Source organism: Cupriavidus nantongensis (assembly GCF_001598055.1).
Classification (GTDB): Bacteria; Pseudomonadota; Gammaproteobacteria; order Burkholderiales; family Burkholderiaceae; genus Cupriavidus; species Cupriavidus nantongensis.
In genome coordinates, this window is sequence record NZ_CP014844.1 from 3,488,315 (window position 1) to 3,504,817 (window position 16,503).

General features: G+C 67.9%; 13 protein-coding genes and 1 tRNA gene. 8 read left to right on the forward strand and 6 right to left on the reverse strand.

Features of this window, described 5'->3' with window-relative positions; all coding sequences use genetic code 11:
- Positions 1 to 337: 337 nt before the first annotated feature.
- The 5 genes from A2G96_RS16125 to A2G96_RS16145 all read left to right on the forward strand — a co-directional run bounded on the left by A2G96_RS16125 (position 338) and on the right by A2G96_RS16145 (position 7,237).
- The gene (locus A2G96_RS16125) at positions 338 to 3,475 is read left to right on the forward strand and encodes an Rne/Rng family ribonuclease (protein ID WP_062800900.1); all 3,138 of its coding nucleotides are present in this window, start codon (positions 338 to 340) and stop codon (positions 3,473 to 3,475) included.
- 226 nt (positions 3,476 to 3,701) lie between these two features.
- Positions 3,702 to 4,826, forward strand: coding sequence for a GTP 3',8-cyclase MoaA (moaA, locus tag A2G96_RS16130; protein ID WP_062800901.1), 1,125 nt, complete (start codon positions 3,702 to 3,704; stop codon positions 4,824 to 4,826).
- Positions 4,827 to 4,846: 20 nt separating this feature from the next.
- Positions 4,847 to 5,446 (forward strand): molybdenum cofactor guanylyltransferase MobA, encoded by a 600-nt coding sequence (mobA, locus tag A2G96_RS16135; protein ID WP_062800903.1) that lies wholly within the window; start codon positions 4,847 to 4,849, stop codon positions 5,444 to 5,446.
- Between the two features lie 17 nt (positions 5,447 to 5,463).
- Entirely contained in the window at positions 5,464 to 6,762 is a 1,299-nt protein-coding gene (gene moeA / locus A2G96_RS16140; RefSeq protein ID WP_062800905.1) for a molybdopterin molybdotransferase MoeA, read from the forward strand.
- A gap of 193 nt (positions 6,763 to 6,955) precedes the next feature.
- Positions 6,956 to 7,237, forward strand: a complete 282-nt coding sequence (locus A2G96_RS16145; protein ID WP_018005172.1) for a hypothetical protein — start codon at positions 6,956 to 6,958, stop codon at positions 7,235 to 7,237.
- A gap of 76 nt (positions 7,238 to 7,313) precedes the next feature.
- On the opposite strand, the gene A2G96_RS16150 is transcribed toward A2G96_RS16145, so the two are convergent.
- The 5 genes from A2G96_RS16150 to pncB form a co-directional block, all read right to left on the reverse strand.
- Positions 7,314 to 8,813 carry a DNA recombination protein RmuC gene (locus A2G96_RS16150; protein ID WP_062800907.1) on the reverse strand — a complete coding sequence of 500 codons (1,500 nt, stop codon included), beginning with the start codon at positions 8,811 to 8,813 and terminating at the stop codon, positions 7,314 to 7,316.
- Positions 8,814 to 8,822: 9 nt separating this feature from the next.
- Positions 8,823 to 9,818 carry a 2-hydroxyacid dehydrogenase gene (locus A2G96_RS16155; RefSeq protein ID WP_062800909.1) on the reverse strand — a complete coding sequence of 332 codons (996 nt, stop codon included), beginning with the start codon at positions 9,816 to 9,818 and terminating at the stop codon, positions 8,823 to 8,825.
- A gap of 4 nt (positions 9,819 to 9,822) precedes the next feature.
- Positions 9,823 to 11,241 (reverse strand): sodium:proton antiporter, encoded by a 1,419-nt coding sequence (locus tag A2G96_RS16160; protein ID WP_062800912.1) that lies wholly within the window; start codon positions 11,239 to 11,241, stop codon positions 9,823 to 9,825.
- Between the two features lie 158 nt (positions 11,242 to 11,399).
- Positions 11,400 to 12,086 carry a LutC/YkgG family protein gene (locus A2G96_RS16165; RefSeq protein ID WP_062800914.1) on the reverse strand — a complete coding sequence of 229 codons (687 nt, stop codon included), beginning with the start codon at positions 12,084 to 12,086 and terminating at the stop codon, positions 11,400 to 11,402.
- Positions 12,087 to 12,169: 83 nt separating this feature from the next.
- Positions 12,170 to 13,348 carry a nicotinate phosphoribosyltransferase gene (gene pncB / locus A2G96_RS16170; protein ID WP_062800917.1) on the reverse strand — a complete coding sequence of 393 codons (1,179 nt, stop codon included), beginning with the start codon at positions 13,346 to 13,348 and terminating at the stop codon, positions 12,170 to 12,172.
- A 366-nt stretch (positions 13,349 to 13,714) separates the two neighbouring features.
- On the opposite strand from pncB, the gene fdxA reads away from it, so the two are divergent.
- From fdxA to A2G96_RS16185, 3 genes are all read left to right on the forward strand, one after another.
- Positions 13,715 to 14,038 (forward strand): ferredoxin FdxA, encoded by a 324-nt coding sequence (gene fdxA / locus A2G96_RS16175; protein ID WP_012353337.1) that lies wholly within the window; start codon positions 13,715 to 13,717, stop codon positions 14,036 to 14,038.
- An 86-nt stretch (positions 14,039 to 14,124) separates the two neighbouring features.
- A complete protein-coding gene (locus A2G96_RS16180) occupies positions 14,125 to 15,234 on the forward strand; it encodes an NAD(P)/FAD-dependent oxidoreductase (RefSeq protein WP_082819055.1) in 1,110 nt (369 codons plus the stop codon).
- Between the two features lie 238 nt (positions 15,235 to 15,472).
- Positions 15,473 to 15,548: transfer RNA gene (locus A2G96_RS16185), tRNA-Asn, on the forward strand.
- Positions 15,549 to 15,684: 136 nt separating this feature from the next.
- Here A2G96_RS16185 and A2G96_RS16190 read toward each other — a convergent pair.
- Positions 15,685 to 16,452: an IclR family transcriptional regulator gene (locus A2G96_RS16190; RefSeq protein ID WP_062800919.1), complete on the reverse strand. Its 768-nt coding sequence runs from the start codon at positions 16,450 to 16,452 to the stop codon at positions 15,685 to 15,687.
- Positions 16,453 to 16,503 lie beyond the last annotated feature (51 nt).

Consider the following 16,503-nt stretch of genomic DNA (forward strand, 5'->3'; position numbering starts at 1 on the left):
CCATGCCGTGTCCGAAAAATTTGCTCTTTGACGCGTCTAGGCCTTCCGCGGCCGGCCGCGATGCCGCCGGTGCTGGTTGCGCCGGCGCCAAGCATCGCCTCCGGCACGGGAATGCGCCCGGTGTCTGCGCAAGAGCAGCCTCCGGTGTGCTCTCCTGCCCTGCGGTCGTTACCCCGACGTCATCGCTCTCTTTCACCCGCGCCCAGCCGCTCGCATGTGTTGCGCAGCGGCGCTTTCCGGCAATTCTCGCGCCTCGCTCGCTCCCTCGCGTGCTCCATGGATCGCCGCGGACACCGCCCAGACGGTGCCACCCGCGACACTGGAGTGAGGTATTGCGATGAAACGCATGCTGTTCAACGCGACGCAACAGGAGGAATTGCGCGTCGCCATCGTCGACGGTCAGAAGCTGATCGATATCGACATCGAGACTGCCGGGCGCGAACAGCGCAAGGGCAACATCTACAAGGGTGTCATCACCCGCATCGAACCTTCGCTGGAAGCCTGCTTCGTCAATTACGGCGAAGAGCGCCACGGCTTCCTGCCGTTCAAGGAAGTCGCGCGCGCCTTCTTCAAGGAAGGCATCGACGTGCGCAATGCGCGCATCCAGGACGCCCTGCATGAAGGCCAGGAACTGATCGTCCAGGTCGAGAAGGAAGAGCGCGGCAACAAGGGCGCGGCCCTGACCACCTTTATTTCTCTGGCCGGCCGCTACCTGGTGCTGATGCCGAACAACCCGCGCGGCGGCGGCGTGTCGCGCCGCATCGAGGGCGAAGACCGCCAGGAGCTGCGCGAGACCATGGCGCAGCTGACCGTGCCGGAAGGCATGAGCATCATCGCCCGCACCGCCGGCATCGGCCGCTCGGCCGAGGAACTGCAGTGGGACCTGAACTACCTGCTGCAACTGTGGAAGGCCATCGACGGCGCCGCCGGCGACAACAAGGCGCCGCTGCTGATCTACCTGGAATCCAGCCTGGTGATCCGCGCCATCCGCGACTACTTCCAGCCGGATATCGGCGAGATCCTGATCGACACCGACGAAATCTACGAACAGGCCCGCGCCTTCATGAGCGTGGTGATGCCTGACAACATGAACCGCGTGAAGAAGTACCGGGATGATGTGCCCCTGTTCTCGCGCTTCCAGATCGAGCACCAGATCGAATCGGCCTACTCGCGCATGGTGATGCTGCCGTCGGGCGGCGCCATCGTGATCGACCACACCGAGGCGCTGGTCTCGGTCGACGTGAACTCGGCGCGCGCCACCAAGGGCGCCGACATCGAGGAAACCGCGCTGCGCACCAACCTCGAGGCCGCCGACGAGATCGCCCGCCAGCTGCGCCTGCGCGACCTGGGCGGCCTGATCGTGATCGACTTCATCGACATGGAGTCGGGCAAGGCCCAGAAGGACGTGGAAACGCGCCTGAAGGACGCGCTGCGCCACGACCGCGCGCGCGTGCAGATGGGCAAGATCAGCCGCTTCGGCCTGATGGAGCTGTCGCGCCAGCGCCTGCGCCCGTCGCTGTCCGAGGGCTCGCACATCACCTGCCCGCGCTGCAACGGCACCGGCCATATCCGCGATACCGAATCGTCCGCCCTGCAGGTGCTGCGCATCATCCAGGAAGAGGCGATGAAGGAAAACACCGCCGCCATCCACTGCCAGGTGCCGGTGGAGGTCGCCGCCTTCCTGCTGAACGAGAAGCGCCAGGAGATCAACCTGATCGAGCTGCGCTTCAAGGTCAACGTGCTGCTGATTCCCAACAAGCACCTGGAAACGCCGCACTACAAGCTGGAGCGCCTGCGCCACGACGACCCGCGCCTGGAAGACAGCACCGCCAGCTACAAGATGGCCGAGGCCGCCGCCAAGGAACTGGAAGCCGACACCAGCTACAGCAGCCGCCGCAAGGAAGAAGCCAAGCCGCGCCAGGAAGCCGCGGTCAAGGGCATCACGCCCGAGCAGCCCGCCCCGGTCTCGGTGCCGCGCCCCGAGCGCGCGCCGCGCCCGGAAGCCGCTCCGGTGGCGCCGCCCGTGCCGGCCACCAAGCCGGTGGAAGCGGGCGGCTTTATCGCCTGGCTGAAGGGCCTGTTCGGTGCGCGTCCGGCCACGCCGCCGGTGGTGGAGCCGGCCAAGCCCGCAGCCGCCGCGGAAGCCCGCAGCGCCGAGGGCCGCCGTGAACGCGGTCCGCGTGGCGAAGGCCGCGGCCAGCGTGGCGAGCGCGCCGAACGTGGCGAGCGTGGCGAACGTACGGAGCGTGGCGAGCGCCAGGGCCGTGGCCAGCGCGGTGAACGTGCCGAGCGCGGTGAACGTACCGAACGGACAGAACGCGGCGAGCGTGGCGAACGCCAGGCCGCAGAGCGCGGCGAGCAGCGCGAGGGCCGTGGCGAACGCCAGGGCCGCCAGCCGCGCCAGCAAGGTGAAGGCCAGGCAGCGCCGGCCGTGGCGCGCCAGGCCGAGGCCGTGTCCGCCGAGCGTGCCCAGGGCGAACGCGCCGAGGCGCGCCAGGAAGGCCGCCGCGACCGCAACCAGGAACGCCGCGAGCGCCAGCGCGAACGCCAGCGCGAGCGCAGCGAGCTGCGCGAAGCCGAAGCCGGCGAAGCGCCGCAGCCGGAAGCCATCGCTGCCGCCCAGGCCCTGGGCGTGCTGCCGCAGGCCCTGACCGAAGACACCCAGGCCCGCGCCGAACTGCCAGAAGGCGCCGAAGGTGTCGCCGAAAGCGCTGAGACCGCCGACGGCGAAGAACGCCGCCGCCGCAACCGCCGTGGCCGCAACCGCTATCGCCGCGAACGCGACGAGTCGGTGCAAGGCGTGGCGGGTGAAGGCGAAGGCGCCGCCGCCGACGGCTTCGCCCCGGCCAGCACCGAAGCCGGCGCGCCGGCCGAGCCTGCGCCGCAGGCAGCCGTGGCCGCGCAAGCCGCACCCGAAGCCGTCGAAGCCGTCCGCATCGCGGTGCCGGCAGAGGTGACGCTGGCCCCGGCGGCGGAGGCCGCCCCGGCTGCTCAGCCGGTGGCCGCGCAAGCCGCTGAACCTGCAGAAGCTGTCGCGCCGGTGGCCATGGCGGTCACCGAGGCCGTCGCCGCCGAAGCCGTCGCCGAGCCTGCCATCAACGCCGCAGTCGAAACCGCTGCGCCGGTGGTGCCGGCCGCTGCGCCCGCCGCGGTACCCGCACCGGAGCCCGTGCCGGCACCGGTCGTGGCAACCGCTGCGGCGGCCGAGCCGGTCGCTTCGGTCCCGGCCCCTGCCCCGGCCGCCGCAGCAGCGCCGGCATCGCTGGAAAACCTGGAGCCGATGCTGGCCACCGCCGGCCTGCAATGGGTCCATACCGACAGCGACAAGCTGCGCTCGGCCCAGGAAGCCGCCGCCCGCATCGTGCCCGCCCCGCGCGTGCCGCGCGAGCGCAAGCCGCTGCCGCCGCTGCCCCAGGGTCCGATGATCCTGGTGGAAACCGGCAGCCGCGAAGTGCAGATGGCATCGCAGCAGTAAGCGACGCCGCTGCGCTGCAGCCAAAGCAACAAGGGGACGGCCTGGCCGTCCCTTTTTTTCATGGGCGGCGGTCGCGGTGAATCCCCGTCATCACCGCGGGATGCGGATGCCCCGCCCCGGCCTCGGCTAGAATGGCAGCAGAATGCTTCCGGTCCCCCGAGCGCCCGCGCCACATCGCCGCTTGCGTTGCCGTGCCGCTCCCCGGACGCCGTGCCACCCACAGGCCATGACCGAATCCGTCATCCCGATTTTCGACCTGCGCGACCATCGCTACCGCTCGATGACGCCCAGCATTCCCGGCAACCTGGTTGCGCCTACCGGCCTGGTGGCCGACCGCCGCGGCCGGCCCCTGCATGACCTGCGCATCTCGGTGACGGACCGCTGCAACTTCCGCTGCGTCTACTGCATGCCCAAGGAGGTGTTCGACAAGGACTACACCTTCCTGCCGCATTCCGAGCTGCTGAGCTTCGAAGAGATCGAGCGCACCGCGCGCCTGTTCGTTGCCCACGGCGTCGAGAAGATCCGCCTGACCGGCGGCGAGCCGCTGCTGCGCAAGAACATCGAGCACCTGGTCGAGATGCTGGCGAAGATCGAGACCGTGTCGGGCAAGCCGCTGGACCTGACCCTGACCACCAACGCCTCGCTGCTGGCGCGCAAGGCGCGCGCGCTGCGCGACGCGGGCCTGACGCGGGTCAGCGTCAGCCTGGACGCGATCGACGACGCCACCTTCCGCCGCATGAATGACGTCGACTTCGCCGTCGCCGATGTGCTGCGCGGCATCGAGACCGCGCACGCCGTGGGCCTGGCGCCGATCAAGGTCAACATGGTGGTCAAGCGCGGCACCAACGACCAGGAAATCGTGCCGATGGCACGCCACTTCCGCCACAGCGGCATCATCCTGCGCTTCATCGAGTTCATGGACGTCGGCGCCAGCAACCACTGGCAGATGGACGAAGTGCTGCCATCGGCCGAGGTGGTGAAGCGCATCGACGCCGAATTCCCGCTCGAGCCGGTGCAGGCCAACTATGCCGGCGAAACCGCCGAACGCTGGCGCTACCGCGACGGCGCCGGAGAGGTTGGCGTGATCTCCAGCGTCACCCACGCCTTCTGCGGCGACTGCAGCCGCATCCGCTTGTCCACCGAAGGCCGGCTCTACCTGTGCCTGTTCGCCACCGAGGGCTTCGACCTGCGCGCGCTGCTGCGCGGCGGCTACAGCGACCTGGAAATCTCCAACGCGATCGCGCAGGTATGGCAGGGCCGCACCGACAACTATTCCGAGCAGCGCAGCGACCCGGCCGTGCGCGCCAGGCGCGCCGAGCGCAAGATCGAGATGTCCTATATCGGCGGCTGAACCCGCCGCACCACGACTCCATGATTGCACGCGACGACATCACCGGCCTGATCCTCGCAGGCGGCAGGGGCAGCCGCATGGGCGGCACCGACAAGGGCCTGCAGCCGCTGCAGGGCACGCCGATGGCCATGCACACGATGATGCGGCTGACACCGCAGGTGGGCGGGCTGATGATCAACGCCAACCGCAACCTGGCCGCCTATGAGTCCTTCGGCGTGCCGGTCTACACCGACAGCGTGCCCGACTTTGCCGGGCCGCTCGCCGGGATGCTGGCCGGACTGGAACAGTGCACGACCCCGTGGATGGTGACGGCGCCGTGCGATTCGCCGTTCCTGCCCACCGACCTGGTGGCGCGCCTGGCGCAGGCGATCGAGGCCGAGGGTGCCGAGCTGGCGATTCCGGTGACGCTGGACCAGGACGGCCGGCGCCAGACCCAGCCGGTGTTCTGCCTGATGCCGGTCAGTGCGCTCGATAGCCTGGTCGCTTATCTTTCCGGTGGCGGCCGCAAGATAGAGACCTGGGCCGCCTCGCACCGGCTGGCTGAAGTGTTGTTCGATGACGCCGCGGCCTTTGCCAATATCAACACCCTGGACGAACTGCGCGCGCACGAAACGCGCTGAATCCCTGCCGAGCCGCCATGCCATCCCTGCAATCCGTCATTTCCTGCCTGTCCGACTACGATCCCACCGCGCTGCCGGTGGACCAGGCCAACCGCATCATCGGCGAGGTGGTCGAGCCGGTGCGCGGCATCGAGCAGCTGCCGATCCGCAGTGCGCTGGACCGGGTGCTGGCCGAGGACATCGTCTCGACCATCGACGTGCCCGCGCACGACAACTCGGCGATGGACGGTTACGCCTTCCATGGTGCGGCCCTGGCCGCGGCGCAGACCGCCACGGTCGAGCTCGAGGTGATCGGCAGCGCGCTGGCCGGCGGCGCCGGCGCGCTGGCCCCCACCGCGGTGCAGGCGGTGCGCATCATGACCGGCGCGGTGATGCCGGCCGGCTGCGATACGGTGGTGCCGCAGGAATTCGTCGAAACCGTCGCCGGCGGCGCGCGCATCCGCTTTGCTGCGGACTGCGTCCGTATCGGCGACAACCGGCGCCTGCGCGGCGAGGACCTGGCGCGCGGCCAGGCCGCGCTGCAGGCCGGTCGCATCCTGCAGCCGGCCGATCTCGGCCTGCTGGCGTCGCTGGGCGTGGCCGAGGTGCACGTGCGCAGGCGCCTGCGCGTGGCGTTCTTCTCCACTGGAGATGAACTGCGCTCGATCGGCGAGCCGCTCGATCCCGGCTGCGTCTACGACTCCAACCGCTACACGCTGCACGGCATGCTGCGCCGGATGAACGTGGACCTGCTCGACATGGGCGTGGTGCGCGACGATCCCGAGTCGCTCGAAGCCGCTTTCCGCACCGCCTGCGAGAGCGCCGACGCGGTCATCACCTCGGGCGGGGTCTCGGTCGGCGAGGCCGACTACACCAAGCAGATCATGGCGCGCCTGGGCGATGTCACGTTCTGGAAGATCGCCATGCGCCCGGGCCGGCCGATGGCCTTCGGGCGCATCCAGGCCGACGGCACGGGCGCGCACTCGGCCCTGCTGTTTGGCCTGCCCGGCAATCCGGTGGCGGTGATGGTCACCTTCTACCATTTCGTGCGTGCGGCGCTGCACCGGCTGATGGGCGCGACGGTGCCGCCGCTGCCGCTGCTGCGCGTGCGCAGCGCGCAGGCGATCCGCAAGAAGCCGGGGCGCACCGAGTACCAGCGCGGCATCCTGGCGCGCGCCGCCGACGGCGAGTGGGAAGTGCGCATCACCGGCCAGCAGGGCTCCGGCGTGCTGCGCTCGATGAGCGAGGCCAACTGCTTTATCGTGCTCGGCCACGAGCAGGACTCGGTCAAGGCCGGCGACGCGGTCGAGGTAATGCTGTTCGACGGGCTGGTTTGAGCGGCACGGCGGGGGCTGCGCGCAACCATTCGCTACACGAGCGTAGCAATGTGTCGTTTTTGTGCCGCACATTTGTCGCCGCGGCACCGTTGCCGCCGGGCTTTCGGCTGCCCCGCGGCCGCCGGGCTATGCTTGGCATCGGCCAATCGCTACACTTGGCGCACGATTCAGAAACATTCGAGTATCCCCCGTCATGAATCAGGAGATTGCGTACCTCCACCCCGTCAAGACCGCCCGCGCGCTGGTGCTGGTCTACCTGTGCTTCTCGTTGCCGATTGTGTCGCTGGGCCTGTTCGTCACCTTCGTCCGCTATGGTGACCTGCCGGCGATCACGGTCTTCAGCGCGATCATCCTCAATGCGCTGATCGGCTTCGGCCTGCTGTGGCTGGCCTGCAAGGCCTACAACTGGGTCGCCGCCCGCTTCGGCGGCATCGAAGTCCACGTGCGCGAGCTGTCCCCCGAAGAAGACCGCTGAACGGCACACCGCCAGTCACGGCCGGTCGCCACGCCGGCCGCCTTTCCAGCTTCTCCCCACCTGCCCTGCCGCGCGCTCAGGCCTGGCTGTTTTCCGCGTTACTGGCATTTTCCGGCGTGCCATCCGCCGCCGCTTCCAGGCCGAGGCCGAGCAGCTGCTGCGCTGCCTCGCCCGGCAGCGCTTCCACCGTGCGCAGCTTGCGCGCCATCTGGCGCGTGCGCACTTCCGCCTGTTCGATATTGCGCGCGGCACGCTCCAGCGTATCGCGGGTCTTGGCCAGCACGTCGCCGAACTTGCCGAACTCGGTCTTGACCGCGCCCAGCACTTCCCACACCTCGCTCGAGCGCTTTTCCAGCGCCAGCGTGCGGAAGCCCATCTGCAGGCTGTTCAGCAGCGCGGTCAGCGTGGTCGGGCCAGCCACGGTCACGCGATAGTCGCGCTGCAGCTGGTCGGTCAGGCCGGGGCGGCGTAGCACTTCGGCATACAGCCCTTCTGTCGGCAGGAACAGGATGGCAAAGTCCGTGGTCTGCGGCGGTGCCAGGTATTTTTCGGCGATGGTCTGGGCCTCGCGCCGCAGCGCCACTTCCAGTTCGCGGCCGAACGCGAGCACGCCGTCGGGATCGCCGCGCTCCTGTGCGTCGACCAGCCGCTCGTACTGTTCCTTGGGAAACTTCGCATCGACCGGCAGCCAGACCGGCGCAGAGTCCGCGCCCGCCGCCTTGCCGGGCAGGCGGATGGCAAATTCCACGCGCGCACCCGAGTTGCGCACGGTCTCGACATTCTTGCCGTACTGCTCCGGCGTCAGCATCTGCTCCAGCAGCATCTCCAGCTGCACCTCGCCCCAGGTGCCGCGCGACTTCACGTTGGTCAGCACCTTCTTCAGGTCGCCCACGCCCTGCGCCAGCACCTGCATTTCGCCCAGGCCGCGATGCACCTGCTCGAGGCGGTCCGACACCAGCCGGAACGATTCGCCCAGCCGCTGCTCCAGCGTCGCGTGCAGCTTCTCGTCGACGGTGCGGCGCATTTCCTCCAACTTGGCCGCGTTGTTGGCCTCGATGTCCTGCAGCTTCTGCTCCAGCGTCGCGCGGACCTCGGCCAGGCGCCGCTCGTTGGCCTCGGACAGCTGCGCCAGCTGCTGCTGCAGGCCGTCGCCGAAGCGGCGCAGCGTGCCGGCCTGCTCGTCGCGCGCCTGCTGCGATTGCAGCATCAGGTGCTGGCGCACCTGTTCCAGTTGCTGGGTGTTGGTCTCGGTCAGCTTGGCCAGCTGCTGCGCGAAGGTGTCGATCTGGTTGTTCTGCAGCGTGGCGATGCCGGTCAGCTGCGACGACAGCGCCTGCTGGAAGCGCAGCATCTGCTGCGCCGACTCGCCGCGGCTGCCGCGCGCGGCCTCGGCCACCTCGGTGCGCAGCTCGCGCTCCAGCCGCTCCATGCCGCGTGCCTGCTCCAGCCGCATCTCGTCGAGCTGCCGCGCAATGCCGGCGCCGGATGACCCGGCCTGCTGGCGCAGCAACACGATCACCAGCAGCACGACCGCGAGCAGCGCCGCGGCCAGCGTCAGGAACTGGATCAGGGTCATGCGAAAACCTCAGCGGCGATGCGCCATCACTTCAGGGTTGATCACGGTGGGCGGATGGCCGGCCTGCGGGCCCTGGTCGAGCGCCGCGATCAGGTTGTCGGCCGCGAGCATGGCCATGGCGCGGCGGGTTTTCTCGGACGCGCTGGCGATATGCGGCGTCAGCACGACGTTGGGCACCGTCAGCAGGTCCGGATGGACCGATGGCTCGCCCTCGAACACATCCAGCCCGGCGCCGAAGATGCGCTGGTCGCGCAGCGCCTGCGCCAGCGCGGCATCGTCGACGATGCCGCCACGCGCAAGGTTCACCAGCGTCGCGGTGGGCTTCATCAGCGCCAGCTCGGCGGCGCCGATGGCGTGGTGGCTCTGCGGCCCGTACGGCAGCACCAGCAGCAGGTGGTCGGACTGGCGCAGCAGGTCTTCCTTGCCGACATAGCGGGCGTTGAGCGCGCGCTCGGTCTCGGCCGGCAGCTGGCTGCGGTTGTGGTACAGCACGTTCATGCCAAACCCGCCCGCGCGCCGCGCCAGCGCCTGGCCGATGCGGCCCATGCCGAGGATGCCCAGCGTGCTGCCGTACAGGTCCATGCCGACCAGCATGTCGTAGCTCCAGCGCTGCCACTTGCCGGCGCGCAGGTAGTGCTCGGCCTCGGTGACGCGGCGCGCGGTCGCCATCAGCAGGGCCCAGCCGAAATCGGCGGTGGTCTCCGTCAGCACGTCGGGCGTATTGGTGGCGACGATGCCCGCGGCGGTCAGCGCCGGCAGGTCCAGGTTGTTGTAGCCGACCGCCATGTTGCACACCGCGCGCAACGCCGGCAGCCCGGCAATGACGCCGGCGTCGATGCGGTCGGCGGCGTTGGCCAGCACGCCGGCCTTGCCCGCCAGCCGCGCCTTCAGCGCGGCGGCGTCGAGCACCGCGTCCTGCTGGTTGTCGTCGACATCGAAATACTGCGCCAGGTGCGCGATGACCTCGGGATAGATGGCGCGGGTGACCAGGACGGACGGCTTCATGGCATCAGATATGGAAGAAGAGGAAGGTCATGATGACGAACAGCGGCACCAGGAAAATGCCCGAATACAGCATGTAGCCGAAGAAGCTCGGCATGCGCACGCCGCGGTTTTCGGCGATGGCCTTGACCATCAGGTTGGGCGCATTGCCAATATAGGTGTTGGCGCCCATGAACACCGCCCCGGCCGAGATCGCGGCCAGCGTCGAGGCATCGCGCGTCATCAGCGTGGCGGGGTCGCCACCGGCGGTATTGAAGAACACCAGGTAGGTCGGCGCGTTGTCGAGGAACGAGGACAGCACGCCGGTCGCCCAGAAATACATGCTGTCGACCGGCTGGCCGTTGGCGTCGCTGACCGCGCGGATCACTCCGGAGAAAGCACCGTCGGTCCCCGCCTTCAGCATGGCGATGACCGGAATGATGGTCAGGAAGATGCCGGCGAACAGCTTGCCGACCTCGAGAATGGGCTCCCAGTTGAATTCATTGCCAATCCGCGCCGCTTGAGGCGTGACCAGCAGCGACACCACCGCCACCACTACCAGCAGCCCGTCGCGCACCGCGGCCTGCAGCGGCACCTCGGTACCGAGAATGTCAAACGAGATCCCCGGTTTCCACAGCCCGCTCATCAGCACCAGGCTGACCACGGCCAGCAGCAGCACGAAGTTGAACTTGCCTTCGATCGCGATGCCGCCCGAATCCGGGGTGGGATCGACCGGCAGCTGCTCTTCCTTGTTGCGGTAGTAGTGCCGGTCGACCAGGTAGAACATCAGCAGCAGCGCCGCGCAGATAAAGAGCGTTTCCGGGAAGATGTTGCGCAGGGTCCAGAAAAAGTCCACGCCCTTCAGGAAGCCAAGGAACAGCGGCGGGTCGCCCAGCGGCGTCAGCGAGCCGCCGGCGTTGGCCACCAGGAAGATAAAGAACACCACCACGTGCGCCACGTGGCGGCGGTTGTCATTGGCGCGCAGCAGCGGCCGGATCAGCAGCATGGCCGCGCCGGTGGTGCCCATGAAGCTGGCCAGGAACGTGCCCAGCGCCAGGATGCCGGTATTGAGCCCCGGCGTGCCGTGCAGGTTGCCGCGCACGCAGATGCCGCCGGCCACGATATAGAGCGTGGTGATCAGCGCGATGAAGGGAATGTACTCGGCCAGCAGCGCGTGCACGGCGCTGACGGCGGCGGCATGCGCGCCGAACACGAACGCGAACGGCAGCAGGAACAGCAGCCCCCAGCCGGCGGCGATCTTGCCGTAATGGTGGTGCCAGAACTTCGGCCCCAGCAGCGGCCACAGCGCGATCGACAGCAGGATGCCGGCAAAGGGCAGCCCCCACAGCGGCGACAGCGACGCGCCGTCGAGATCGGCGGCATGGCCTGCGGCGGGAAAGGCGGCCAGCATGGCCAGCAGTGGCAACAGCACGGGGGCACGTCGCATCAGGCAGGATCTCCTCGAACAATGCAGCGGTCATGGGCGCGCGCGGCGCGATGCCAGAGCGCGCGGGCAAGCCTGCAAGTGTAATGCAAGCCCTTGCCGCGCTTACCCGTGCGGCGTGCATTTTCGGATTGCGGCGCGCCGGTTTCGCGCCACGCGGATCAGGCCGCGTCGACCAGGATCACATGCACGCGGTACGGACCGTGCGCGCCCAGCACGATGGTCTGCTCGATATCGCCGGTGCGCGACGGACCGCTGATGATGTTGGTGGCGCGCGGCAGCTGGCCGCGCTCGCTGCGCACCAGCGCAAACGCATCTTCCAGTCCGGCGACGATGCGCGAGCGCGGCACCACCGCGACATGGGTCTCGGGCAGCAGCGCGGCCGAGGCGAAGGTGGCGGGGCCGGACAGCAGCATCAGCGAGCCGGTCTCGGCAATCGCGCAGAAGCAGCCGGTGATGCCGACCAGGTCGCCATGCTCGCGGTCGGCGACGGCATCGCGCAGCGGCGGGCGGCACTCAACCGCCAGCCCTGCGTCCTGCCACGGCAACGGGCCGAATTCATCCCACGCGACCGCGCGCCGCACCAGGGCCAGGCTGTCCAGATAGCGCACCGTAGCGGCGGGCACATCGGCCAGGGTCGCGACGCGGTCGACGGTCGAGGCCATGCGCTGCGCCTGCGCCAGGAAGGCTTCGGCCAGGTCGGGCGCGGCGACCGGACGCGGGCCCTGCGGGTGGCGCGCCAGGTAGTCGGCGACGGCGCTGCGCTCGCCCGCGCTTGGCCGGGCCGGCCTGCCCTGGGCGGCTCGGATACGGGCAAAGATGCGGTCGCGGGCGTCGTTGGTTTCCATGGGGCCTGGCTGGGATGACAATGCGCAAGGGCGCGATGCGGCGATTATAGGGGCGATACAGCGGCGCGCCGTGCCAAAACCTGCTACGCGGCGGGCTGCACCGAATACACCTGGCGCAGGTAGGCCAGGTAGCCGGGATCGTCGCACATGGTCTTTTCCGGCGTGTCCGACAGCTTGGCCACCGGCTGCCCGTTACAGCGCACCATCTTCAGCACGATCTGCAGCGGCGTGTAGCCCAGGTCGTTGGTCAGGTTGGTGCCGACCCCGAACGCCAGCCGGCAGCGGCCGTGGAAGCGCTGGTACAGCTCGATCACGCGCGGGATGTCGAGGCTGTCGCTGAAGATCAGCGTCTTGGTGCGCGGGTCGACACGGTTGGCGGCATAGTGGGCCACCATGCGCTCGCCCCACAGCACCGGGTCGCCGGAGTCGTGGCGCACGCCGTCGAAGAGCTTGCAGAAATACAGGTCGAAGTCGCGCAGGAAGGCGTCGAAGCCATAGGTATCCGACAGCGCGATGCCCAGGTCGCCGCGGTACTCGCGCGCCCAGCGCTCCAGCGCAAACACCTGCGAATCGCGCAGCCGCGGCCCCAGCGCCTGGCAGGCCTGCAGGTACTCATGCGCCATCGTGCCCAGCGGCACCATATTGTGCAGGCGCGCGAAGTGGACATTGCTGGTGCCGGCCAGCTGCGGGCCCAGCAGGCGCCGCATGGTCAGCAGCACCTCTTCCTGCCAGTCGCGCGAGAAGCGCCGGCGCGTGCCGTAGTCGGCGATGACGCAATCGGCCAGCTCGGGCGTCTTCAGCAGCGCCAGCTTGGTTTCAAGCCGGCGGCGGCCCTCGGCCAGGTCGGGCTGGGGCTGGGTGCGGCGGAAATAGACTTCGTTGACGATCGCCAGCACCGGTACCTCGAACAGGATGGTGTGCAGCCACGGACCGGTGATGGAAATCTCGATCTCGCCGTTGCCCTGCGGCGACGGGCGCACCGAGACATATTTCTCGTTCAGGTGGAACAGCCCGAGAAAATCGACGAAATCGCTCTTGATAAAGCGCAGGCCGCGCAGGTAGGCCAGCTCTTCCTCGGTGAAGCGCAGCTGGCACAGGTGCGCCACCTCGGCGCGGATCTCGTCGATATACGGGGTCAGATCGATGCCCGCGTTGCGGCACTTGAAGCGGTATTCCACTTGTGCCTGCGGAAACTGATGCAGCACCACCTGCATCATCGTGAATTTGTACAGGTCGGTGTCGAGCAGAGACTGGATGATCATAACGGGCCAGACGGCGATGCCGGGTCAGAACGCCATGCTACCTGAAGTCTGTGCGCTGCCGGCTGGCCGGGTGCTGCCGCGCGGCATGCCGTCGACCAGACAAAGGCAAGAGCCGGCCACCATGCGTTAAGTCAAAAGTACATAAAGAAATAAGAAAACTATCTGATCCGGCTATATAGACCGACTATCCTTGCCAGAAGGCTCGGCTACAATATCGGTTTCCGAAAGGCCTCGGCCGGCGCTCGCCCAGCCCATGCTGCCCTGCGGCAAGCGGGCACTCCCATGTGATGGAGGCGGCGCGTCTCGCCGGCAAGAAGCGGCCCCACAGTTTCCCATTAAAAGCCGACCCGTTTTCCTGGAACCGAAATGACTCACGTTGTCACCGAATCCTGCATCCGTTGCCGCTACACAGACTGCGTTGACGTGTGTCCGGTCGATTGTTTCCGCGAAGGCCCGAACTTCCTGGCCATCGACCCGGATGAGTGCATCGACTGCGCCGTGTGCGTGGCCGAATGCCCGGTGAACGCCATCTACGCCGAGGAAGACGTGCCGGGCGACCAGCAGCAGTTCATCGAGCTGAACGCCGAGCTGGCCCGCGCCTGGCCCTCCATCACCAAGACCAAGGCCCCGCTGGCCGAGGCCGAGGAGTGGAAGGACGCCACCGACAAGCTGCAGTACCTGGAGCGCTGAGCGCACCGGGCAGCAAAGAAAGCCGTCCCCACGCGCTTTCCGCAATGCCGGGCACCCGCGTGCCCAACCAACGTATCAGGACGAATATGGACTTGAGCATTCCAAATCCCGTTGCCGACGCGACCAGGCAGGTCGAGGGCGGTAGCCCCGCAGGCGGCCAGCCGCTGGAAATCGACGCGCTGATCGTCGGTGCCGGCCCGGTCGGTCTGTTCCAGGTGTTCGAACTGGGCCTGCTCGAAATCAAGGCCCACGTGATCGATTCCCTGAAGGTCGTTGGCGGCCAGTGCGTCGAGCTGTATCCGGACAAACCCATCTACGACATCCCGGCCGTGCCCAGCTGCACCGGCCAGGAGCTGACCGATAACCTGCTCAAGCAGATCGAGCCGTTCGAGCCCACCTTCCACCTGGGCCAGGAAGTCTCCGTGGTCGAGCGCCGTGAAGACGGCCGCTTCTTCGTCGAGACCTCGCTCGGCACGCGCTTCATCACCAAGACCATCTTCATCGCCGCCGGCGTGGGCTCGTTCCAGCCGCGCACGCTGAAGGTCGATGGCATCGACAAGTTCGACGGCAAGCAGCTGTTCTACCGCGTCAAGGACCCGAGCCGCTTCCACGGTCGCAACCTGGTGATCGTCGGCGGCGGCGACTCGGCGCTGGACTGGACCCTGGACCTGGTCGGCAAGGCCGAGTCGGTGGTGATGATCCACCGCCGCGACGGCTTCCGCGCCGCCCCCGCGTCGGTCGCCAAGATGAAGGAACTGTGCGAGCAGATGGAAATGCAGTTCCTGGTCGGCCAGATCAGCGGCTATGAAGAGAAGGACGGCGTGCTCACCGAGATCAAGGTGAGCGGTGCCGACGGCGTGACCCGCCGCCTGCCGCTCGACGACCTGCTGGTGTTCTTCGGGCTGTCGCCCAAGCTGGGCCCGATCGCCGAATGGGGCCTGGACCTGGAACGCAAGCAGATCAAGGTGGATACGGAGAAATTCCAGACCAATATCCCCGGCATCTTCGCGGTCGGCGATATCAACACCTATCCCGGCAAGAAGAAGCTGATCCTGTCGGGCTTCCACGAGGCCGCGCTGGCCGCGTTCGGTGCTGCCCCGTATATCTTCCCCGAGAAGAAGATCCACATGCAGTACACCACCACCTCGCCGAAGCTGCACAAGGTGCTGGGCGTGGAATCGCCGGTGTTCGACTGACCAGCTGTTGGTCCCCGCAGAAAAAAGCCGCCGCGAGGCGGTTTTTTTCTGGCACAAAGCCGCAAGCGTCGCTATAATGCGGCCTCGCTGTTCGGCGCCCACGGCCGCAAAGCCGGCATCCAGCCTTCTGGATCGCACGCCAGGCAGCAAGCCAGCCTTCCCCGCACCCCAGGAACTAAATGTCGAAAGGGTGTTGACGAAGAAAAGAGAAACTGGCTATAATTTCTTTCTCAGCTGTTCCCCGATAGCTCAGTCGGTAGAGCGACGGACTGTTAATCCGCAGGTCCCTGGTTCGAGCCCAGGTCGGGGAGCCAACCGATACGGAAGCCCGGTGCAAACGCACCGGGCTTTTTCGTTTGTGGGTCGCATTCGTGGGCCGCATTCGTGGGCCGCATTTGCGGGTCGCGAACGGCTTTGGTCCGGGGCTGCCGCAGCGCCCCGCCCTTCATCTTACCCCTGCAGCGCAGCGCTTGCGGCCTTCAGCGCCACGACGATCGCCTCGGCATTGGCTTCGACCCGATGCAGCGGCCCAGCCACCGACATCCCGTAGACAACGCCGCCGAGCGATACCGGCATCGCGATGGCCCCCAGGTCGGGGAACGACTCGCCGAAATTCGGGTACCACCCCTGCGCCTGCCATTGCTGCATCGCCGCCTCGAATACCCGCAGCGAGTCCACCGTGCGGCCGGTGCGCGACGCAAAGGAAACGCCGGCCAGCAGTTCCGCGCGGCTTTCCATGGTCATGGTGCCGAGGATGGCGCGGCCGATCGAATTGACATGCGCGTCGCGCAGCTCTCCCGGCGCGGCGATATAGCGCACCGGGTTGGCTGACTCGCGCACCTCAAGGTACAGCACGCGCCCGTCCTCCTGCAGCTTGCCGAACACCACGGTCTCGCCGGTGGTGTCGCGCAGCGATTCCAGCACCGGCTGCACGCGCTCCAGCAACGGGTCATTGCGCGCGATGCGCTGCGCGATGTCGAGCAGCCGACGCGTCGGGTAGTAGCCCTGGCGGCGGCCGGTTTCGTAGAGATAGCCCAGCGACGCCAGCGTGCGGATCAGCCCCAGGCAGCTCGACATCGGCGCGCCCAGCAGCTTGGCCAGCTCGGTCAGCGTCAGCGAGCGGCCTTCGCGCGCATAGATTTCCATGATCTCGATCACGCGCAGCGCCGTCTTGACGCTGCCGTAACCGGACTTCTCCGCCGCTTCGTTTGCTGCCATCGTTTGGCTTCCTCGACTTCAGTATCCGTTGGGCGGGATTGTACGCGGCAG

Excerpts from the sequence above, each read along its gene's own strand:
- mobA (WP_062800903.1), top strand. The coding sequence starts at position 4,847 with ATGATTGCACGCGACGACATCACCGGCCTGATCCTCGCAGGCGGCAGG.
- moaA (WP_062800901.1), top strand. The coding sequence starts at position 3,702 with ATGACCGAATCCGTCATCCCGATTTTCGACCTGCGCGACCATCGCTAC.
- A2G96_RS16180 (WP_082819055.1), top strand. The coding sequence starts at position 14,125 with ATGGACTTGAGCATTCCAAATCCCGTTGCCGACGCGACCAGGCAGGTC.
- moeA (WP_062800905.1), top strand. The coding sequence starts at position 5,464 with ATGCCATCCCTGCAATCCGTCATTTCCTGCCTGTCCGACTACGATCCC.
- A2G96_RS16165 (WP_062800914.1), bottom strand. The coding sequence starts at position 12,086 with ATGGAAACCAACGACGCCCGCGACCGCATCTTTGCCCGTATCCGAGCC.
- A2G96_RS16190 (WP_062800919.1), bottom strand. The coding sequence starts at position 16,452 with ATGGCAGCAAACGAAGCGGCGGAGAAGTCCGGTTACGGCAGCGTCAAG.
- fdxA (WP_012353337.1), top strand. The coding sequence starts at position 13,715 with ATGACTCACGTTGTCACCGAATCCTGCATCCGTTGCCGCTACACAGAC.
- A2G96_RS16160 (WP_062800912.1), bottom strand. The coding sequence starts at position 11,241 with ATGCGACGTGCCCCCGTGCTGTTGCCACTGCTGGCCATGCTGGCCGCC.
- A2G96_RS16155 (WP_062800909.1), bottom strand. The coding sequence starts at position 9,818 with ATGAAGCCGTCCGTCCTGGTCACCCGCGCCATCTATCCCGAGGTCATC.
- A2G96_RS16150 (WP_062800907.1), bottom strand. The coding sequence starts at position 8,813 with ATGACCCTGATCCAGTTCCTGACGCTGGCCGCGGCGCTGCTCGCGGTC.
- A2G96_RS16145 (WP_018005172.1), top strand. The coding sequence starts at position 6,956 with ATGAATCAGGAGATTGCGTACCTCCACCCCGTCAAGACCGCCCGCGCG.
- pncB (WP_062800917.1), bottom strand. The coding sequence starts at position 13,348 with ATGATCATCCAGTCTCTGCTCGACACCGACCTGTACAAATTCACGATG.
- A2G96_RS16125 (WP_062800900.1), top strand. The coding sequence starts at position 338 with ATGAAACGCATGCTGTTCAACGCGACGCAACAGGAGGAATTGCGCGTC.